Annotated in this window: 20 protein-coding genes; 7 read left to right on the plus strand and 13 right to left on the minus strand. The window is 57.6% G+C overall.

The features are described 5' to 3' along the window. Nucleotides 1-42 precede the first annotated feature (42 nt). Both FHS19_RS18235 and FHS19_RS18240 read right to left on the minus strand, forming a co-directional pair. Nucleotides 43-732 carry a CpsD/CapB family tyrosine-protein kinase gene (locus tag FHS19_RS18235; protein WP_183583287.1) on the minus strand — a complete coding sequence of 230 codons (690 nt, stop codon included), beginning with the start codon at nt 730-732 and terminating at the stop codon, nt 43-45. Next, nucleotides 713-1465, minus strand: a complete 753-nt coding sequence (locus FHS19_RS18240) for a YveK family protein (protein WP_183583288.1) — start codon at nt 1463-1465, stop codon at nt 713-715. The genes FHS19_RS18235 and FHS19_RS18240 overlap by 20 nt, the downstream gene beginning before the upstream one ends. Before the next feature lie 374 nt (nt 1466-1839). Between FHS19_RS18240 and FHS19_RS18245 the strand changes: the two genes are divergently transcribed. The 4 genes from FHS19_RS18245 (at nt 1840) to FHS19_RS18260 (ending at nt 5559) form a co-directional block, all read left to right on the plus strand. Beyond that, the gene (locus FHS19_RS18245) at nt 1840-2313 is read left to right on the plus strand and encodes a VanZ family protein (RefSeq protein ID WP_183583289.1); all 474 of its coding nucleotides are present in this window, start codon (nt 1840-1842) and stop codon (nt 2311-2313) included. A 140-nt stretch (nt 2314-2453) separates the two neighbouring features. Beyond that, nucleotides 2454-4403 carry an asparagine synthase-related protein gene (locus tag FHS19_RS18250; RefSeq protein ID WP_183583290.1) on the plus strand — a complete coding sequence of 650 codons (1950 nt, stop codon included), beginning with the start codon at nt 2454-2456 and terminating at the stop codon, nt 4401-4403. A gap of 15 nt (nt 4404-4418) precedes the next feature. After that, nucleotides 4419-4544 carry a paeninodin family lasso peptide gene (locus FHS19_RS18255; protein WP_105441696.1) on the plus strand — a complete coding sequence of 42 codons (126 nt, stop codon included), beginning with the start codon at nt 4419-4421 and terminating at the stop codon, nt 4542-4544. A 103-nt stretch (nt 4545-4647) separates the two neighbouring features. Continuing rightward, entirely contained in the window at nt 4648-5559 is a 912-nt protein-coding gene (locus FHS19_RS18260; RefSeq protein ID WP_183583291.1) for an aldolase, read from the plus strand. 127 nt (nt 5560-5686) lie between these two features. Here FHS19_RS18260 and FHS19_RS18265 read toward each other — a convergent pair whose 3' ends face one another. Next, the gene (locus FHS19_RS18265; RefSeq protein WP_183583292.1) at nt 5687-6361 is read right to left on the minus strand and encodes a winged helix DNA-binding protein; all 675 of its coding nucleotides are present in this window, start codon (nt 6359-6361) and stop codon (nt 5687-5689) included. A gap of 174 nt (nt 6362-6535) precedes the next feature. Between FHS19_RS18265 and FHS19_RS18270 the strand changes: the two genes are divergently transcribed. Both FHS19_RS18270 and FHS19_RS18275 read left to right on the plus strand, forming a co-directional pair. Then, entirely contained in the window at nt 6536-7153 is a 618-nt protein-coding gene (locus FHS19_RS18270) for an NAD(P)H-dependent oxidoreductase (protein WP_183583293.1), read from the plus strand. 265 nt (nt 7154-7418) lie between these two features. Then, complete coding sequence (locus FHS19_RS18275; RefSeq protein WP_281382544.1) at nt 7419-8708, plus strand: phytoene desaturase family protein; 1290 nt, start codon at nt 7419-7421, stop codon at nt 8706-8708. 72 nt (nt 8709-8780) lie between these two features. On the opposite strand, the gene FHS19_RS18280 is transcribed toward FHS19_RS18275, so the two are convergent. After that, on the minus strand, nt 8781-9122 hold the full coding sequence (locus FHS19_RS18280; RefSeq protein WP_183583294.1) for a KGG domain-containing protein: 342 nt from the start codon (nt 9120-9122) through the stop codon (nt 8781-8783). A 143-nt stretch (nt 9123-9265) separates the two neighbouring features. On the opposite strand from FHS19_RS18280, the gene FHS19_RS18285 reads away from it, so the two are divergent. After that, a complete protein-coding gene (locus tag FHS19_RS18285; protein ID WP_183583295.1) occupies nt 9266-10021 on the plus strand; it encodes a YqjF family protein in 756 nt (251 codons plus the stop codon). A gap of 186 nt (nt 10022-10207) precedes the next feature. On the opposite strand, the gene ptsP is transcribed toward FHS19_RS18285, so the two are convergent. The 9 genes from ptsP to FHS19_RS18330 all read right to left on the minus strand — a co-directional run bounded on the left by ptsP (nt 10208) and on the right by FHS19_RS18330 (nt 19088). Next, a complete protein-coding gene (gene ptsP, locus FHS19_RS18290) occupies nt 10208-11962 on the minus strand; it encodes a phosphoenolpyruvate--protein phosphotransferase (RefSeq protein WP_183583296.1) in 1755 nt (584 codons plus the stop codon). After that, complete coding sequence (locus FHS19_RS18295) at nt 11962-12231, minus strand: HPr family phosphocarrier protein (RefSeq protein WP_183583297.1); 270 nt, start codon at nt 12229-12231, stop codon at nt 11962-11964. The genes ptsP and FHS19_RS18295 overlap by 1 nt, the downstream gene beginning before the upstream one ends. A 26-nt stretch (nt 12232-12257) precedes the next feature. Further along, a complete protein-coding gene (locus FHS19_RS18300) occupies nt 12258-12992 on the minus strand; it encodes an SIS domain-containing protein (protein ID WP_376771939.1) in 735 nt (244 codons plus the stop codon). Beyond that, nucleotides 12989-13747 carry a creatininase family protein gene (locus FHS19_RS18305; RefSeq protein WP_183583299.1) on the minus strand — a complete coding sequence of 253 codons (759 nt, stop codon included), beginning with the start codon at nt 13745-13747 and terminating at the stop codon, nt 12989-12991. The genes FHS19_RS18300 and FHS19_RS18305 overlap by 4 nt, the downstream gene beginning before the upstream one ends. A 12-nt stretch (nt 13748-13759) precedes the next feature. Beyond that, the gene (locus FHS19_RS18310; protein WP_183583300.1) at nt 13760-14752 is read right to left on the minus strand and encodes a phosphotriesterase family protein; all 993 of its coding nucleotides are present in this window, start codon (nt 14750-14752) and stop codon (nt 13760-13762) included. Nucleotides 14753-14890: 138 nt separating this feature from the next. After that, nucleotides 14891-16189: a PTS ascorbate transporter subunit IIC gene (gene ulaA / locus FHS19_RS18315; protein ID WP_183583301.1), complete on the minus strand. Its 1299-nt coding sequence runs from the start codon at nt 16187-16189 to the stop codon at nt 14891-14893. A gap of 35 nt (nt 16190-16224) precedes the next feature. Next, entirely contained in the window at nt 16225-16488 is a 264-nt protein-coding gene (locus FHS19_RS18320; protein ID WP_183583302.1) for a PTS sugar transporter subunit IIB, read from the minus strand. Next, nucleotides 16485-16928 (minus strand): PTS sugar transporter subunit IIA, encoded by a 444-nt coding sequence (locus tag FHS19_RS18325; protein ID WP_183583303.1) that lies wholly within the window; start codon nt 16926-16928, stop codon nt 16485-16487. The genes FHS19_RS18320 and FHS19_RS18325 overlap by 4 nt, the downstream gene beginning before the upstream one ends. Nucleotides 16929-16952: 24 nt before the next feature. After that, nucleotides 16953-19088, minus strand: coding sequence for a BglG family transcription antiterminator (locus tag FHS19_RS18330; RefSeq protein ID WP_246426681.1), 2136 nt, complete (start codon nt 19086-19088; stop codon nt 16953-16955). Between the last annotated feature and the right edge of the window lie 104 nt (nt 19089-19192).

The following is a 19192-nucleotide window of genomic DNA, read 5'->3' on the forward strand; positions in this document are numbered from 1 at the left end:
GATAAAGGTGCAGTAGGCATTACCTTTTTGAAAACCACGTTTTTATTGAGCCTGCATACCGTAATGATCCGCAGCAAATGCCTGCTGGTCACGGCCGCTTCGGTTAAGCACCAGCCCCAGCATGTTAGCCTTCACATGATCCAGCTGTTCCTTGGCCGCCCGCAGGTGGCTCCGTTTGACCTTGCCCGCGGCAACCACCAGGATGACACCATCGCATAATGCACTCGTAATGACACCGTCCGATACCGCAAGCACCGGCGGTGTATCGATGAGGATGACGTCGTACTCCTGCCGGAGTTGCACCAGCATGTCCCGCATGGCTGCCGAGTCCATTAGCTCCGCCGGATTCGCCGGCACGGGGCCTGCCGTCAGCAGGGATAAATGATTGATGCCCGTCTCCTGAATGGCCTGCTGCACCAGCACGTCCCCGGCCAGCACCGTACTCAGCCCGTGCCGGTTGGAAAGGGAATAGATGTCATGCAGCGCCGGCTTGCGCATATCCGCGTCAATCAGGAGCACTTTCCGGCCTTCCATCGCGTAGGTCATCGCCAAATTGCTGACCGTTGTCGTTTTACCTTCGGAAGAACGCGTCGATGTGACCATGATGACCTGATGCGCCGCGTCTTTGGGGGAAAAATGAATTTTGGTCCGGAGCAGCCGGTATGCTTCGGATACCCGGGAGGTTGGATTCCCGGATACGATCAGGGCTTCTTTATTGATTGAGCGTCGCATACTTGCCTTCACCTACTTTTTGATTTGGTATACTTGTGCCGCTTCGGGTTTTCAAATCCGCCCGGTTCATTTCAGTGATGACCGCAAGCACCGGCATGTCCAAAATTTCCGCAGCCTCGGCTTCCGTTCTCACCGTATCGTCCAGATAGTCAAGCAGGAAAACCAGTCCGATGGCGAGCATCAGGGAAACGACGAAGCTGATCAGCATGTTCATGACCGGGTTAATGTTGATCGGTCCAGGGGTGGCCTTGGTGTCGGCTTCGCTAAGAATCGTAATATTGTCCACATTCATAATGCGGGGAATCTGTTCCTTAAACACCGTGGAGACGGCATTGACGATTTTGGCCGCCCGGGTATAGGACGGATCCTGGTACACCAGATTCATGACCTGCGAATCGTTGGCCGAAGTGACCGAGATCATCGCTGCAAGTTCACTGGGCGATGCTTTCAGATCGGGATATTTTTGCACGACTTTGTTCATAATGGCGGACGACTTGATGATTTCTTTATAGGAGTTAATGAGGAATATGCTGGTCTGGATCGTTCCGGCATTCAGGCTGGCCCCGCCGTCCGCAGAGGCGGATTGGTTTACGATCAGTTTGGCGTTGGCCTCATAGACCGGCGTCGTGAGGTAGAGGCTTTTGACTCCGGTAGCCGCAACGGCAATAACGACAATCGCCGCAATTAACCACCACTTTTTTACAATGATCCGAAAATACTGTTTAAGCTCCATAAACACGCTACCCCCGCTAATCATTTTTCAACTGCAGTTGTGGGTCATACCTTACCGATACAGTATGTATTATTCATCCTACACTTTACGATACAAAATGTATCATGTCAAGCAAATGACTCTAATTTTTTTCGAAAAGCGACATGATTATGCAGCGTAAAACCGCTTTCATCCGCATTTCCATGGTATTCAGACAGCTAAAATCCCCTGTCCCTCTCTCGTGCGTTAAAAAAGTGACGACCCGCAAACTTGAAATTCGAAAAATGCTGCTATATACTTGCCGAAAAAAGTTACATTATGTATCACAAACCCGCCTTCCATCATCTCAGAACGGACACATATATAATGGAAGCGCTTTAAATGAAGGAGGAATTATGCGTATTTTTCTCACCCTGATCTGGGCGGTCTGCCTGTTCGTCTTTACCTGTTCTTTCGATTTCAACGCCCTTCTCCACTATCACCAGGCGGAATTCCGGCTCAACCCCTCACCCGATTGGAGTGAGCTGATTAAGCTTGATTTACAGTGGTCGAGCGAGGCCTGGATCAACCGGAAAATTGGGCATTTTATCGGTTTCTTTCTATTGGAACTGCTCTTGTCCAACTTGCGCAGCTCGAAGCTTGCTGTCATCTCCGCGATCCTTTATGCAGCGTTAACCGAGGTTCTTCAGCTGTATTTTTTTCGGAGCGGGCGGATTTACGACATCGTGAACGATACGTTCGGCATCCTCTGCGCTTACCTGTTCTGCCTTATGCTCCAGACTTATATCAAGCGGACAACCCGTGCCAGAACAGCAGCGGCGCGGACTCCGCGTTCGGCTCTTCGATCCGACAAAAAGCAAACCAGGTAATCTTTCCTCATCCCAATTCACTAAATTTCGCGCGCTGAAAAAATATGTTGATACAATATGTATACATGTAGTATGATACAGAAGAACTAGATACATATTGTCGCAAATTGTTTGTAAGGTACATAACGGAGGAAGATGTCATGAGCGCAATTGCGGGGATTTACCGGTATAGCCAAGACCCCCTGGACGTCAGCGCCGGAGCGCCCATTATGGAGTCGCTGAAGCGGTATCCGGCGGACCGGAGTTCGGTATGGCAGCACGGCCATGTATGGTTCGGCTGTCACGCCCAGTGGATCACACAGCAGGCTGCCCACGAATTGCTGCCCTTCTATTGCGCAGAACGCAGGCTGGCCATTACCGCCGACGCCATCATCGATAACCGGGATGAGCTGATGGATGGGCTTCAGGTCCCTCTCCGGGCAAGACAAGCCATGACGGATGGGGAAATTCTGCTGCTCGCTTACGAAAAATGGGGAGAGTCGATGCCGGAGCGTTTGGTCGGCGACTTTGCTTTTATAATTTGGGACGAGAACAAGCAGATGCTGTTCGGAGCCCGGGATTTCTCCGGTGCGCGCACGCTATATTATCACCGGAATGGGGAACAGCTGGCTTTCTGTACGGCCATTCGTCCGCTGTTAGCCCTGCCATATGTTCATCAGGAGCTGAACGAACCTTGGCTGGCCGAGTTTCTTGCCATCAGCGGGGTCTTTGAGCCGCCGGACTTATCTACGACAATTTACCGGCATATCGAGCAGCTGCCCCCTTCGCATACACTTACGATCCGCAGCCGTCAGGTGTCCGTCTCCAGATACTACAGCTTGACGGAGACTTCCCCCCTGCAGCTCAAGTCATCCGAAGAATATCAGGAAGCTTTCCGTGACGTGTTCAACCGTGCCGTGACCTCAAGGCTGCAGCGGACAAGCCGGATGGTCGGAGCACATTTAAGCGGGGGACTGGATTCCGGATCGGTTGCCGGCTTTGCGGCCAAAGCGCTGGATCGTGACCACAGGAAGCTGCATACGTTCAGCTACGTTCCCGAAGACGGCTTCGAGGATTGGACGCCCAAGCGAAGACTGGCCGACGAAAGACCGCTCATCCGGCAGACAGTCCAGCATGCGGGCAACATTGAGGACAGCTACCTGAGCTTTAACGGCCGCAGCCCGTTTACCGATATCGACCACTGGCTGGATATTATGGAGACACCCTACAAATTTTTTGAAAATTCGTTCTGGCTTAGAGGAATTTACGAACAGGCGCATGAGCGCGGGGTGGGCATTCTGCTGAACGGCGCAAGAGGAAATTACAGCATCTCCTGGGGCAACGCTTTGGACTATTACGCCAAGCTGATGAAGAAATTGGCATGGGTCCGCCTGCGCGGGGAGATTAACCAATACAGTATGAACATTGGAGTGGGGCGAAAGCGCATCATAACCGAGCTGTGCAAGCAGGCTTTTCCGCTTCTGAAACGCAAGACTATCGCCTCGTCCGCCAATGAATTTCCACAGCTGGTCAACCCGGAATTCGCCAGACGGGCCGGCGTTTACGACAAGCTGACGGACAGGCAGTTCACCGAGATCGGATCGGGCGAAGATCTTCCCTCTGACCCGGTTGAGGCGAGAAAGTATCATTTTGACAGCTATAACGTTTGGAGCACGACCGGAACGAGCGTCAGCAAGCTGTCGCTGCAGTATCCCCTGTGGGCGCATGATCCGACCAACGACCTGCGCGTCATCCGATTCAGCCTGTCGGTACCGCTGGAGCAGTATGTGCAGAACGGGCTCGACCGCGCATTGATCAGACGTTCTGCTCAAGGCTATCTCCCCGACAGCGTCAGGCTGAATCAGCGGCTCAAGGGAATACAGGCGGCCGATATCCTCCACCGGATGGCTCCGCAGTGGGAGCAAATGATCCGGGAGCTGGATCATTTGTGCCGGGATTCCCGCATGCAGCAGGTGCTGAATATCCCTGTCGTACGCGAAGCGCTTAACGAAGCCAGAAACGGGATGCACCCAAGCCAGGCCTACAGCCCGGCCATTAAGGTGCTGATGCGGAGCTTGATCGTGTACCGCTTTCTGGAGCGAAACTTTTGAAAGGAGGTGAAATCGATGAAAAAAGAATGGACTACACCTGAACTGGAAGTATTGGAAGTCAGCATGACGATGGCTGGCCCCGGAAAAGGCAAACCGGACTCTTTCCAACCGGACCCGGATGATCCTGTCTTCTACAGCTAATTCCAATTCATAACCGAGCGAACAGGAGCAGCCCTTGGTCCCAATTATATGGGGTAAGGGCTGTTCTTATATCCACATTCTTTTGACGAAGCGGAGAAAAGATATGATCAAACCAGCGATATATACAGCCTTCGGGCTCACGATAGAAAGCGAAATCCCGCTGCCCGAGCTCCGGCCGATCGAGCATTTCGGCCAAGACATCCAGGTGCGGATCGGCTTGGCCGATCTTGCCGATGCCTGGGCACGGCAGGAAACGCCCGTCAACAGATTCGCCGTAAGCGAGCAGCAGGTGATGTTCCGGATTCCGAAGCTGGCCGTGTTCAGCGCAGAGAACGGAACCGACATTTACGTCTCGCCGGATGCAGACGCGGACGAGGATCAGATCCGGCTGTATGTCCTCGGGACCTGCATGGGGGCCATTCTGATGCAGAGAAGGATTTTGCCCCTGCACGGAAGCGCCGTCGTCATGAACGGCAAGGCTTACGCCCTGGTCGGCCATTCCGGACACGGCAAGTCCACGCTGGCATCCGCCCTGCTGCAGCGGGGATGCGAGCTGCTGACCGACGATGTCATCGCCGTAACGATGGATTCGGAGCAAATACCTCAAGTAGCCCCTGCCTACCCGCAGCAGAAACTTTGGCAGGACAGCCTTGACACGTTTGGCATGGACGCGGGCGGTCTCCGTGCTCTATTCGACCGGGAAACGAAGTATGCAGTCCCGGTTCTCTCCAAGTTTGTATCCGACCCGATTCCGCTGGCCGGCGTGTTCGAGCTGCTCAAAACGGACTGCCCGAAGCCCGAGATTCGGGAAATCGTGGGCTTGGAGCGCCTGCCGCTTCTCTACCGCCATACCTACCGCAGCTCGCTTCTTGCGGAGAGTGGTCTAACCCCGTGGCATTTTGAATGCACGACCCGGCTGTCGGGATCCGTGGACATGTATCAGCTGCAGCGCCCCCTGGATCAACTCACGATCGACAGATTGACCGAGATGGTTCTGGACGTTATTGGAGGCTGAGGACCATGTTCATACGGGATACGGCCATCGCCGATCCATGACCAAGCCCTGTTCCAATGCTGGAAGCAGGGCTTTTTATGCTGCAGGCATGGACTCGCATCCCCTCCCTCTTTTCGGGAAATCCCGCTCAAAAAAACATGAGTTGAATCATGTCCCTCACTTTACGCAGCTCCCGCTCTTCCAAGCGCTGCAGCTGGCCTAAAATCTCGCTGATCACCGCCGTTTCCGGCGCACCTGAGCGGCTTCCTTCCGCCTCCTCCTGCCCGTCCGCCGGCTCGACAAAGGAAGTGCCGAGCGTATCCCTCATGCCCGCTGCGAGCAGCTGCAGCTCATCGAGCGTGTAGCGCTGCATAAAACGTTTGGCATTCCGCTCGATTTGGCCATGCAGCGCCTCATGCAGGTCGTAAATGTCCTTGCCGAGCGGAGTCAGCCGGAAGAGCACCTCCTTTTTATTGTCAGGAAGGGATTCGGATTGGATGACGCCCAGGACGATAAGTCTCCGGGTGACCTTGGACACGCTGCCACGGGGAATGTCGAACTGCTTGGAGATCGTGATCCCATTAACGGGTTCAAGCCGTCCTACGGCGTCAATGACATGGAGCATCACGACGGTCGACTCCTGTAAAAACGCCTTGATCTCCGCATTGTCGGTTTGGGAGATCATCCACTGCCTTTCTTCATCGATGCCTTCCGCCTGAAACCTCCGCTGAATTTGCGCGATGCTGCTCATCATTTCCTGAATGACGATTTCCTTTTGCGGCCACTCGCCAGTAGAGGGATGCACCTGTTTGGACCGGTTCATGCGGCTCGCCTCCTTTCTTTCATTTCACGTTAGAGCTGTTACAACCAGTATAACAGCATCCCGTCTCCAAATAAAGATTCCTCGAAACAATATTGACACCATAAAAACAAAAACGTATGATTGATTCACCAAAATTATTTTGTTTCTCGGAATCATTTGATGGAGGGTACCCACATGCATATCGTTATCGTTTTTGATCATCCTTACGGAGCGTCCGCCTCCGACAACATTCCCCACCGGAGAAGTTTCTCCGCCGCCCTGCTGGCGTCCGTTACCCGCGGCCTGACCACCGCGGGCCACACCGTGGATCTGATGGACCTGCAGGCCGACCGCTTTGACCCGGTGACCTCAGCAGAGGATCTCGCCGCCTGGAGGCAGAAAATCACCCGGGACCCGATGGTCCAAGATTACCAGCTCCGGCTTATGGATGCCGATCATCTGATTTTCATCTTCCCGATTTGGTGGGAAGCGATGCCCGCGCTGACCAAAGGCTTCTTGGATAAAGTGTTCGTCAAGGGCGTCGTTTTTGACGAAGTCAAGCCTGGACGCCCGTTTGTCTGTCTTCTTCCCAGGTTGAAGGGGGTCTCACTGCTGACCGTTATGAGTTCGCCCGGATTCGTGTACCGGTGGATATTGGGTAACCCGATCACGAAGATTCTTTTTCGCGGCACGTTTCGGAAAATGGGGATCCACAAGCTCACCTGGCTTAATCACCCGGGGATGGAGCACCTTAGCCTGGAGAAGAGACGTGAGCGCCTGTCCGCAGTGGAAAAGCGGTTCAGCCGGTTGTAACCCGTACCCTTTGAAGGACCACTGTGCAGCCTTCCCGTTTGGACGTGCAAACCCAGGCAACCTGGGACCCAAGCATCACTGCTCGAACCATTTACGTTCATCACATAACTTCTCAGCCTTTACAATAAGACCTGTCAATACAGCTTGCCGTACCAAGTAAATGCTTATCAAATAAATCCTTTTTGATCCTCTTGACACGTTACCATAAAGTAACATATATTATATGTGACAAATAAGTAACATATTTAAGAGGAGCGTACTAAATATGAACATAAATATGAACATGACCGTTAAACACTCATTTTATGATATTGCCGTGATCGGCGGCGGGCTAACCGGTCTGACCGCAGCGATATATGCAGCCCGGGCCGGACGATCCGTCATCCTGCTTGAAAAAGACAGCCGCCTTGGCGGCTTGGCCCAAACCGCCAGAATCGGGGGCGCCTTGTTTAATTACGGCCCCCGTGCCATGTACGAAGGCAGCGCAGCGCTGCGGATTTTGGAAGAGCTCGGCTGTAAGCCTTCCTTGGGCAACGGGACGAAAAATGCAATGTACGGCATTTTAGACGGGAAGCTGATCCATGCCGCCCAGGAGCTGAGTCCCGAAGAGCAGACGGAATGGAGTACGCTCATGGGAAGCCTGAACCGGATCGATCCGGAACCGGTCCGCTCGATCAGCATGAAAGAATGGGCGCAGGGACATATCCGTTCGGACCGCGTCCGCCAGTTCTTTTATGCCATGTGCAGACAGTGGGCCTACGATGACGACATGGAGCGGTTAAGCGCAGGCTACGTTTTGGAACAAGGACAGCTCGCCGGCCAGGGCGTCCGGTATGTGCTTGGGGGCTGGCAGACGGTCATCGACAACCTGCAGCGGGAAGCCGTTCAAGCCGGCGTCGTCATCGCCGCAGGTGCCGAAGCTGCCCAAATTGTGCATGAGCAAGGAGCGGTCACCGGCATCCTTCTATCCGAAGGGACCCTCCTCAGAGCAGGCAGCATCATCGCCGCGGCCGGTCCGGATGCGGTCCGCAGATGGCTCAAGAGTTCCGGTTTGCACAACCGTTCGCTAGAAGCCTGGAAGGAGCAGGCTCACCCGCTGTTCGTTTCCTGCCTGGACGTCGCCTTGAAGCAGGTGCCCCATCCGGATCGGGCGTTTGTTCTCGGACTGGATGAGCCGTTCTATTATTCGAACCATTCGGCAGCAATCCCGCTCACAGAGGACAGTTCCCAAGTGATTCATGTGATGACATACCACGGCTCCCGTCCTTCCCGTGATCCCGAGTTCGTCCTGCGGCGCCTGAAGGAAAGGCTTGAAGCCATTCAGCCGGGTTGGGAGCGGGAGGCCTCCGCTATCCGTTTCTCCCCGAATCTGCTCGCCGCTCATGCTTCCCGCACTGCGCTGCGAAGCGGGGCCGCTCCCGCACCGGGACCGGCCGTTCCGGAAATCCGGGGGCTGTACGTCGCCGGCGACTGGGTGGGCCGCGAAGGGCGCCTTGCCGATACCGCCATGACGAGCGCCAAACTCGCCGGTCTTGAGGCCGCGGGCAGGGGTTGATGCCCCTACGATAAAAAGGACCTCCCCGAAGGAAGGTCCTTTTTATTGTGGTTCATCTATCGTATCGTCTGGTTAAGAGTTATCTCTTTGACGGGCCCGGGCCTCTCCACCCTTACGGCCGGCTTCCTCACGGCTCATTTTGCCGTCGCTGCCATCGCTGTCATTTCTCGCTTCTCCGCCTTGCCGCCCGATTTCCTGATAAAATTCCCGGTCATGCGAGTCTGATGTCGCCTCGCCGCCCTTGCGGCCGATTTCCTCATAGAACTCACGGTCATGGGAATCAGCCGTCGCTTCGCCGCCTTTTCTGCCGATTTCTTGATAAAATTCCCTGTCATGCGTTTTGGCGGTTTGCTCGCCACCCATACGTCCGGCTTCTTCGACGGTCATCTTACGGTTATCTTTGTTATTTGCCATTTCGAATCACTCCTTCTAGGGTTTTGAGTGTTGCGCTTGCATTCATAACTTACCCGTGCCCCAGGATATGAAACATCGTATTTGTGCATAGATGGGTAATAACGATACATAGCCCCTACCCCAACAGCCGAGAGGAGAGAACCATGAAAAACCGCAGCATACTAGAACAAACGAGCCATCGTCCGATACCTATGCCTGACGGGCCTTGGGTCATGAAGCAGGGATGGAACGACCTGCTATTCGCCCATTGGCCGGTAGATGAACACAGCCTGCTTCCCTATATTCCCCCCGGCCTTGAGCTTGAGCGATGGGAAGGGCGGCCGTGGATCAGCGTTGCCCCGTTTCTGCTGGATCCGCTCCGCATGCGGGGTATGCCGCCGGTACCGGGGACCCGGAAGTTCCTGGAGCTGAACGTTAGAACGTACGTGAACTGCGGTGGAAAACCCGGCATTTGGTTTTTGACGCTGGAGGCTTCGAATCCGCTCGCGGTCGCGGGTGCCCGCATGCTGGCCCACCTGCCCTACCGCTACGCCCGAATGCACAAGGGCCACCAAGAAGGATTCATCCATTATGTCAGCGAAAGGGATCGCGGGCGCGGAGAGTCCCCGGCGGTATGGAAAAGCCGGTATCGCGCGGTAAACCCGAAGGTCTATCATGCTGAGCCCGGGACCCTCGTTCATTGGCTGACCGAGCGGTATTGCCTGTATGCCGCCGGATCCGACGGTCAGCTCCGGATCGGGGAGATTCACCACTTTCCGTGGCCGCTCCAAGAGGCCGGACTGTGGATCGAGGAGAACAGTCTAACGGCCTCGTTCGGCTTGGTCCACGACCCGGAGCCGGCGCTGCTGACGTTTACCCCGAGGCTCGAGGTGCTGCTGTGGCCGGTACGGAAAATCTAAAAAACCTCTTTTGCAGTGAAACCGGAAGACGCCGCTTGTATAAAGCAAAGAGGCATTCGCCATACCGTAATACCGTAATACCGCAATATCGCCATTCCGTAAAATAAAAAAGGCAGAGGATCCTCTCAAAGAGGACGCTCTGCCTTTTCCTGCAAACTCCAGTGGTCGAATGCTAAAATAATGAGTCTATAGCGTAAGCCCGATAGCACGGCGAAACTCTTCAAGCGCCTGCCGGACCGCCTGGGGCGTATCCAGTGTCAGAACGCTGTCGGCCAGCGAGCGGCAGGCTTCCCGGTCGAGAGCCGACAGCTCTTTCTTGATCAGTGAGAGCCGCCCCGCCTCCATGCTCCACTCGTCCAATCCGAGCCCCAGCAGCAGCGGAGCGGCCAGCGGATCGCCGGCCATCCCGCCGCACATGCCGGTCCATTTGCCCGCCCGATGAGAAGCTTCGATGACCTGGCGGATCAGTTGCAGCACCGCCGGGTGGAAATAATCGTACAGGTACGCGACCTTATCGTTCATCCGGTCCACGGCCAGCGTGTACTGAACCAGGTCATTCGTACCGATGCTGAAGAAATCGACCTCACGGGCAAAAACCCCTGCCATAACGGCTGCCGAAGGCACCTCGACCATGATTCCCGCCTCGATGCGCTCGTCGAATGCCGTCCCGCTGAGCCTCAGTTCTTCCTTCGCCTCCTCCAGCACACCTTTGGCTTCCCGCCACTCCTGCAGCCCGGAAATCATCGGAAACATCACCTTGACGTTGCCGAACGTGCTTGCCCGCAGCACCGCACGCAGCTGAACCTTCAGGAGATCCTGGCTGCCCAGGCCAATTCGGATCGCCCGATAGCCGAGGAACGGATTGTCCTCCCGCGGCAGATCCAGATACGGCAGCGCCTTATCACCGCCGATGTCCATCGTGCGGATGATCACCGGGCGGCCATCCATGGCGGCCGCCGCCTCCCGGTATGCACGGAACTGCTCCTCCTCGCCCGGCATGGCCGGGGCGTCCATGAACAGGAACTCCGTGCGGAACAGCCCCACGCCGCCGGCGCCCTGCTCGGCGGCGGCCTTCGCTTCGGCGGCCGTCCCGATGTTGGCCGCCAGCTCCACGCGCGTCCCGTCGGCGGTCACCGCCGGACGCGCGGCGTAGCGGGCGAGCGCGGCACGCTCCCGCTCGCCCTCCTCCATCCGGAGGCGGCTCTGCTCCGCCTCCGCCTCGCTGGGCCGGACGATGCAGCGTCCGGCCGCCCCGTCGACGGCGATCAGATCGCCGTCCGCGATGCCGTCGATGGCGCTGCCGGCGCCGACGACGGCGGCAATGCCGAGCGAGCGCGCCAGGATCGCCGTGTGCGACGTCGCGCCGCCGGCGCGGGTGATCAGCCCCACCACCCGCGCCGGGTCCAGCTGGATCGTGTCCGACGGCGCCAAGTCGTCCGCCACGAGGATGACCCGCTCCGTAATGGCGGATAACCCGTGGTCCTCTTTCGCCGCCAATGCATCCAGCAGACGTCCGCCAATGTCGCGGATATCCGCGGCACGCTCCCTCATATAGTCGCTGCTCATGGCCTCGAACACGCCGGCCACCTGGTCCACGATGCCGGCAACGGCCTGCTCCGCGGGCACCCGCTTCGCCTGCACCCAGGCCTCCATCTTCGGATAGAAGGCCGGGTCATCCAGCAGCCTGCGCTGGCCCGTCACGATCCCGGCCTGATCTTCGCCGAGCGTCTCCGCCGCCTTCGCCGCCAGCTCCTCCAGCTGCCGGGCACACCGGCGCTTCGCCTCTCCCAGCCTGGAGAGCTCAGCCCGAATCGCCTCCGGATCGGCGGGAAGCTCCGCGGGAGCCGGCGCGCGGCCGGCCTCTTCCCGCCGGTAGATGAAGGCCGGCGCGATCCGTACCCCTTCCGACACGCCGATGCCTTGAAGATACAGCGTGTCCATCAGTCCTCACCGAACTTGCCGTCCACAAGCTCCGCCAAAGCGCGGACCGCTTCTTCGTCTCCCGGACCGGCAGCCTCGATCGTCACGACCGATCCCGCTTCGAGCCCGAGCGTCATCAGCTCCAGCATGCTTTTGCCGTCGGCCCGGCGTCCGTCCTCCGTAATCACCGCCACCTGCGCCTCATATTGCCCCGCCCGGTCCGAGAACTGCTGGGCCGGCCGCACATGAAAGCCCTGTTTATTCCGTATGGTCACCGTTTGTGTAATCATGTTGCTCCTCCCCTTTATGAAGCCGGTCACGCCAGCAACGCGATCCGGCCCTTATAAGCTTCGATCAATGCCGCGTTATGCGCGTCGGCCCCGTCGATGTTGCCGCTTAAAAATACCGGCGGCGTTAGTCCCTTGTCGATCATGATCCCGATTGCCTCGGCGAACACGGCGTTCAGAATCGCCGCGCCGATCACCGTCGAGCTGGGCGCAAACGCGACCTCCATACCTGGATACCGAAGCACCGCATCCCCCTTGACGGAGAAGTTGTCGATCACCAGATCGACGGCGTCGGCCAGGTGCCGGCCGCTCTCATGGCGGGAAGGCTGGCTCTTGGAATACGCCAGGGAGGTTACGCCGATGGTAAAGGCGCCCTTCTGCCCGGCCATAAGCGCAACATCCACCGGCACCGGATTTCGTCCGGAGGTAGACAGCACAAACACCACTTCGCCATCCCGGATATCCTGCTCTCCCATGAAGTCTGCCGCAAGGCCGTTCTGCCGCTCCAGCTCGGATGAACGCACCGCGCCTTCGTGCAGCATCAGCTTCTCCACGAAGATGGGACGGATGGGAGCAAGCCCGCCGGCCCGATAGAACACCTCTTCGGTGAGGATATGCGAATGCCCGCAGCCGAATAAATGGATAATGCCTCCCTGCTCTATGCAATCCGCAACCTTAACGGCAGCACGGCGGATCTCCCCTGCCTGCTTCGTCCGAACCTTATGCAGCAGCTCACCGATAATGTTGAAATACGCGTTCATCAGCATGATTCCTCCCCCTTCGCTTCAAAATCCAGCTTCCTTCTGGCCTGCAGCACCATGTCCGCCATCGCGTCCAGGCTGCGTTCGATGATCTTCTCGCCTTTCGTCCGGCTGGCCAGAGTGGCGTCGCCCAGCACTGCCGAAGACGTCATCTCTTCCCAGGGCGTAGGGGTGCAGTCGGCGTCAACAGGGATATGCGGTTTCCCGTCGATCGCACGGTCCATGTCCACATACTCTTCAGCCAAATACAGCATGTAGGACGTTTCGATTTCGTCGGCATGCATATAAGTGCCGTGAACCGCCGGCGTTTCCCGGACTTCTGCGGTTACTTCCTTCGTTCCGGGATAGAAGAAGTAGAATACCTTAAGGTCCGGCACCCGTTCATACAGCACCCTTGCGGCTTCCTTCAAGGCGACGGCATTTCCCAAATGGCCGTTGACCATGGCCAGAATGCGAAAGCCCTGGTTGTACAGGCTTTCCCCGATATCGGCCAAGATCCGGATTAGCGCCTCGTTGGAAACGGAAATGCTTCCCGGAAAATGGCGCAGGCTCCACACTTGCCCGTAAGGCAGCGTCGGCAGCACGAACCCGCAGGTGCGCGCAGCCAGTTTGTCCGCGAGCCGTTCGGCAAGCAGATTGTCCGTGCCGAGGGGAAGATGCGGGCCGTGCGCTTCCACGGCACCGACCGGCAGGATGGCCGTGCGGTGCCGGCGGATCTTGTCCATGACGTCAACCGAGTTTTCGTGCTCGAATTTCATGACCCTGCCCCCTTACTTTTTGAACGTAAAACAACGTGCCGGGTTGGCGACAAAGAACTTCTCGATCAGCTGTCTGCCGTCAAAGCCCGCGCGGTCCGCTTCGTCGATGAAACGGGGCACCCATTTCGCAATGATATATTCCAGCCCCAGCCCATGGTCGTAATGCTTGTAGTAGGTTTTGCGGGCGGTGTCCCCGCTGATCAGAATTTGGTCCTCATAGCCTTTGCGGACGAGGTTCAGGATGAGCTCGATGCGCGTGCTTTCGGGCGCGTATTTGATCTTGCCGATGCCGTCAAAGCTCAAAAATGCGCCGGTTGCGGCGATTTGCTCGTGGTAATACGGATCCGGATTCCGGTCCATGTGTCCGAGGCTCAGGTAGGACAGGTTTACGCCTTCGCTTCTCAAGAGCTCGATCTGCTCCAGCGCCATCGTGCCGACCTCCGTGTGGGAGTGGACGGGAGCTTTTGTTTCGTGATGCGCCCTTGCCACGGCCCGCAGCGTTTTTTCTTCCAGCGGCGTGATCCGGTTGTAGCCGGTTCCGAATTTGACCTGGCCTGCCTTGAATGGCGTTCCTTCCAGCCCTTCCTCGACCTCGCGAATGACGAATTCGGCCAGTTCATTGATTGTTTTCGCCTCAATCCACTGGGCGTAAGTATTATAGGGCCCGGTAAGGGGCTTCAGCTCTTCCTTGATGCCTGCATCCCACAAAAAGCTTTTGTTGAATCCGGCCGTCCCGACGATCCGGATGCCCGTCTCGCGGGCAATCTCCTCTACGGCATGAACATCCCGGCCATAATCGACCGCCGTTGCATCCACGATCGACTGCCCGCCGTGCCGTTTGAAATCCAGCACATCCAGCTTCGACTTCTCCTTGTCGTCCAGCAGAAGATCGTCTTCCCCCCGTTCCTGCCAATAGGCCGGGCGGCATACGATATGCTCATGGGAGTAAGTAAACCCGAGCTCCTTTGGATCGATGTCCCCGTGAAGTGTGCGGATAAAGCCCATTAACGCTCTCCTCCATTCATGATGAGTTGTTGGTGCCCTGATGTATCATCCGTCTGCAAGCCAAGGCCCGCCAGGCCCCGGGAAGACGGCGCTCCGACCGTTCGCCATCTTCCGTTTGGCCGTTTGTAAACGTTCAACTTAAAAGAACAGCTTGGCGATAAAGTGCAAAATCGGACCGATGATAAACATATCCGAGTCGGCGGCCCACATGGCCGTGTCCGGCACGGTTGAAGAGATGAGGAAGCGGACCATGACAAACTGCCCCCAGGCGACGATCGTCGATGTAACAAAGCCCCCGATAACCGCTCCGCGCACGCCGCCCGTCGAGTTACCGAATACGCCGGCGGTTGCCCCATGGAAGAACAGCACGATCATCGTCGGTACAAAAATGTAGGACACCGTGCTGCCGAGCACAAGCAGCCAGATGATGGCTCCGGCGAAGGCGCCGAGGAAACCGAGCACAACGGCGTTCGGCGCGTAAGGATACACGACCGGGGCATCCAGCGCCGGCTTGGCCCCGGGCACCAATTTGGTCGCAATCCCGTTAAAGGCCGGCACCAGCTCGCCGACAAACATCCGCACCCCCATCAGCACGATCGCAATGCCGCCGGCGAACGTAAACGACTGGATAATGGAATAAATAATAAAGTTCTGGTCTCCTGCCTTGGCGATCAGTGCAGCGGCTTCGGGGGTTCCCTTGGTCGACAGGATGATCGCTCCGATCAGGAACAGCACGCCCATGCTGAGCGCCGTAATGACGTTGGAGTCGCGAAGAAATTCGAATCCCTTCGGCACTTTGATCTTCTCGGAATCGTTCTTTTTGTTGCCGAGCACCTTGCCCAGCAGCGCCGCCAGCAGAGCGACGGAGGCTGAGGTGTGGCCCAGGGCGATGTTGTCGTTCCCGGTAACCTTTCTGAGGAACGGCTGAACCAGGGCCGGCTGGAAGGTCCAATACAGGCCCAGGATGACGGCGATGACGACCACGAGTTTCCATACCGGAACGCCGGTGCCAGCCGCATGGACGATGACGCCCGCAAAGATCGTCGAGGTCCAGAACATCATGTGTCCGGTCAGATAAATGTACTTGAACCGGGTAAACCGGGCCAGCGCCACGTTAATCAGGAAGCCGACCAGCATGGCCAGCGTGACGGCGCTGCCGAATTTGGTGTTGAAGGCATCTTGGCCCATGAAGCTGCCGAGCGAGCTGGTCTTCAGGCCGAACACTTCCTTCCACATCGGTTCGAACACGTTCAGCGCATTCACGATGACGTCCGAACCCGCCCCGATGATGAGGAAGCCGATGATCGCCTTGAACGTCCCGCTCACCAGCTGGCTGGTCGATTTTTTCTGAAGCATGAGGCCGACCAGAACAATGAAGCCGAGCAGTATGGCAGGTGTTCCGAAAATGTTGGTTGCGATCCAATAAAGCACGTCCATGGATGGACACCTCCTCGGTTAGGTCAAGATAGGGCTTACAAGGCTTCCTCCAGCTTTTGCTTAATTTCGGCATTGTCGAAGTAGTTGTTGAGGACAATGATCCGGGCGGAATGGCCCTCCAGGCTTTGCGCCAGCCCATGGCTTGTGATGATATAGTCGGCCGCTGTACCTGAGGCCGTGGATACGTCTGTATGCTCCACGTCGGCGCTGACGCCCATGGCACTCAGCACATTTTCCACGTTCATCCGCAGAATCAGACTCGTTCCTTGACCCAAACCGCATACGCATAATACTTTCATTGCTCATTCCCCCTAATGATTTGTTGGATAGCTTCTACATCAGCCGCCTGTTTGAACTGCTCCAGATGCGCCGGACTGCTCAGCAGCGTTGTCAGCTGGCGCAGCAGGGCGATATGCTCGCCGCTGTCGGAACCGCCAAGGGCGAATACCAGCTGCACCGGATCGTTGGCGCGGTGGCCGAAGACGACCGGTTCCTTCAGCCGGACAAAAGACACCGCGGCCTCGATCACACCGTCCTGCGCACGGGCGTGCGGCAGGGCAATGCTCGGGGCGAGGACGAAGTACGGTCCCCTCTCCCGGTAGGACTCCACCATCGCGTCGGCGTAGCGCGCTTCCGCAGCGCCCGCCTCCGTCAGCAGCGCGCCAGCCAGCCGGATTGCCTCCTCGGCGGATGCCGCTTCGGCATCCAGCGCAATGAGCGGAGGTTCAAGAAATTTCATGTTCATCTCTCCCGTTCGGATAGTTTAGCCGGAACTTGAAGCCGTCCCGATCTGCTTCAGAATCTGCTCCTTCGTATGCGCCTCCTTCAGCCGGTTCAGGCCGGCTGCGTCCTTCAGCATGCCTGTTAGCTCGGACAATGCCTTCAGATGCGACTCGCCGTCGATCGCCGCCAGCACCAGCACGACCCGCACCTGGTGGCGCGCTTCCCCGGAAAAAGCCACGGGCCGCTCTAATTGCAGCAGACTCATCCCCAGCCGCTTCACGCCATCCTCCGGCCGGCCGTGCGCGATGGCGATTCCGGGCGCGACCACAATGTAAGGACCAAGCGACTTCACTTTGCCGATCATGGCATCGATATAGCCTTCTTCGATATATTCTTCCGCCAGCAGCGGCCGGGCCGCTTCCCGGATTGCTTCGCGCCAGTTTGCGCTCTCCCGCTGCAGGCGGATCATCGGCGCGGACAGCAGCTCGGCCAGTGACGGCTTGGGCCGCTCGCCCAGCCATACTTTGCTTCTGCCGCCGGACAGGTAGCGGCCGAGCTCGTCTGCGAGTCCCGCTTCGTCGGTCACGTCTGCGTGCTTGCGGACGATATCGAGAAGGGCCTGCACCGAGCTTGCCTGCGTCCTTTGGCCACGGCCACCTCCCGTGTTCACCCGGCCGAGCAGATTCTCTTTGTCCTTGTCGCTGAGGATCGAATGGACGACATAAACGGGCACTTTGCTGTCCGGCAGCGGGACTGTTGAGAAAATTAAATCGACCCGCTCCTGGAACTGCTCGTATTCCCGTAAGGAGAGCAACGCGATAATGTCGAGGGTGGAGAAAAGTCCCTCCAGCTGGGCCTTCAGCATCCTTGACGCAGAGATCCCGTTCACGCAGACGATCGCCGCCCGCCGCCGGGCCGCCGGCTCCACTTCCTCCCGGCGCAGCCATCCGCCGAAATGCATCGCCAGATAGCTGATCTCGACGTCGCTCAGCTTCCGGCCGACCAGCTCCTCGAAGGCGTACGCCGAGCGCCGGGTGAGCTCGAATAAATCGCCGTATTTACCGCGGATGTCCTCCAGGAGGGGATTGACCAGCTCCAAACCATACATGATCCGGTAATACGCCGGCTTTAAGTGCACCAGCAGGTCCGCCTCCACGGCTTCCCGGCCGCCGAGCCAGACGCAGGCGCTGCGCTGAAACGCATCCGTCATCTCCCGGGCCGCGTCCCGCAGGCTCCCAATGATTTCATCCGATCCTGTCAGCTGCTCCATCCGGTTCGCACGCGCCCCAAGCAGATGCATCGTAAGGTAAGCGTTTTCTTCTTCCGGCACCGGAATGCCGAATAAGCGGCTAAGGCCGTCCGCGATTCGGGAAGCCGCGTCATACTCGGGCGTCTGCCGGAGCACCTCCCGCTCGTCCTCATCCACGCGGATTACCCGGCCGGACTGGATCCGGCGGATATACAGCAAAAATCGGGTGGTCAAATGAAAGAGCATCTCGTCAGTGAGTTCCACGTTCAGCAGCCGCTCGCTGGCCGCGATCAGCCGGTAGATCTGATGCCGGATGCCGTCGTCCATATTCTCCGGCATCAGATCCCGCAGCGGGTTCTGCTCTCCCCAGCTGCCCGTAAGACTGATCGCCTGCTCCCAGCTGACGCTGCCGGCAAGCTGATCGCAGCAGCGGGTCAGCTCTCTCCTGATCCTCGCCTCATCGCCGCGCACTTCGTAGCCCCGCTTCCGGTCGTACACCACTTCGAGGCCGGCCTCTTCCAGCTGCGCGCGGACTGTATTCAAATCCTTCAGCACCGTCCCCCGGCTGACTTGGAGCAAATCGGTAAGGCGGTGAATAAAAACGGGACTTTCCGCCGTTAGCAGCCGGACTAAGATCCAGGCCAGCCGCTCCCGCGGAGACAAATAATACTGCTGCGCCGAAGAGCTCTCTGCCCCTGCCGTTTCCGGGATCCCCCGGCGGCTGGCCTCCGGCAGCAAATAACCGGCCGTGCGCACGTACTCGACAGGGGGCAGTTCCAAAGCCTCCAACCAGTCATTGATTTTGTTCATATCGTAATACACGGTTCTTCGGGAGATGCCGAGCCTCTGCGTCAGTTCATCCAGCGCCACGTAATCATCCGCCTGCACCAGCAGCTTCAGTATTTCGGTACTGCGTTCATCAAGCATTCCGGCATCCCTCCTGTCATTGACGAAATATGTCGTTCCTGGTGACTCGATTATACCCATGGCCCTGCGGCGAATGACAGTTCAATTCCTGGAAGTCCGGTTTG

The organism is Paenibacillus rhizosphaerae (assembly GCF_014192015.1).
GTDB classification, from domain to species: domain Bacteria; phylum Bacillota; class Bacilli; order Paenibacillales; family Paenibacillaceae; genus Paenibacillus_AQ; species Paenibacillus_AQ rhizosphaerae.

Coding starts and splice junctions, on each gene's coding strand:
- FHS19_RS18235 (WP_183583287.1), bottom strand. CDS start 732: ATGCGACGCTCAATCAATAAAGAAGCCCTGATCGTATCCGGGAATCCA.
- FHS19_RS18240 (WP_183583288.1), bottom strand. CDS start 1,465: ATGGAGCTTAAACAGTATTTTCGGATCATTGTAAAAAAGTGGTGGTTA.
- FHS19_RS18245 (WP_183583289.1), top strand. CDS start 1,840: ATGCGTATTTTTCTCACCCTGATCTGGGCGGTCTGCCTGTTCGTCTTT.
- FHS19_RS18250 (WP_183583290.1), top strand. CDS start 2,454: ATGAGCGCAATTGCGGGGATTTACCGGTATAGCCAAGACCCCCTGGAC.
- FHS19_RS18255 (WP_105441696.1), top strand. CDS start 4,419: ATGAAAAAAGAATGGACTACACCTGAACTGGAAGTATTGGAAGTCAGC.
- FHS19_RS18260 (WP_183583291.1), top strand. CDS start 4,648: ATGATCAAACCAGCGATATATACAGCCTTCGGGCTCACGATAGAAAGC.
- FHS19_RS18265 (WP_183583292.1), bottom strand. CDS start 6,361: ATGAACCGGTCCAAACAGGTGCATCCCTCTACTGGCGAGTGGCCGCAA.
- FHS19_RS18270 (WP_183583293.1), top strand. CDS start 6,536: ATGCATATCGTTATCGTTTTTGATCATCCTTACGGAGCGTCCGCCTCC.
- FHS19_RS18275 (WP_281382544.1), top strand. CDS start 7,419: ATGAACATAAATATGAACATGACCGTTAAACACTCATTTTATGATATT.
- FHS19_RS18280 (WP_183583294.1), bottom strand. CDS start 9,122: ATGGCAAATAACAAAGATAACCGTAAGATGACCGTCGAAGAAGCCGGA.
- FHS19_RS18285 (WP_183583295.1), top strand. CDS start 9,266: ATGAAAAACCGCAGCATACTAGAACAAACGAGCCATCGTCCGATACCT.
- ptsP (WP_183583296.1), bottom strand. CDS start 11,962: ATGGACACGCTGTATCTTCAAGGCATCGGCGTGTCGGAAGGGGTACGG.
- FHS19_RS18295 (WP_183583297.1), bottom strand. CDS start 12,231: ATGATTACACAAACGGTGACCATACGGAATAAACAGGGCTTTCATGTG.
- FHS19_RS18305 (WP_183583299.1), bottom strand. CDS start 13,747: ATGAAATTCGAGCACGAAAACTCGGTTGACGTCATGGACAAGATCCGC.
- FHS19_RS18310 (WP_183583300.1), bottom strand. CDS start 14,752: ATGGGCTTTATCCGCACACTTCACGGGGACATCGATCCAAAGGAGCTC.
- ulaA (WP_183583301.1), bottom strand. CDS start 16,189: ATGGACGTGCTTTATTGGATCGCAACCAACATTTTCGGAACACCTGCC.
- FHS19_RS18320 (WP_183583302.1), bottom strand. CDS start 16,488: ATGAAAGTATTATGCGTATGCGGTTTGGGTCAAGGAACGAGTCTGATT.
- FHS19_RS18325 (WP_183583303.1), bottom strand. CDS start 16,928: ATGAAATTTCTTGAACCTCCGCTCATTGCGCTGGATGCCGAAGCGGCA.
- FHS19_RS18330 (WP_246426681.1), bottom strand. CDS start 19,088: ATGCTTGATGAACGCAGTACCGAAATACTGAAGCTGCTGGTGCAGGCG.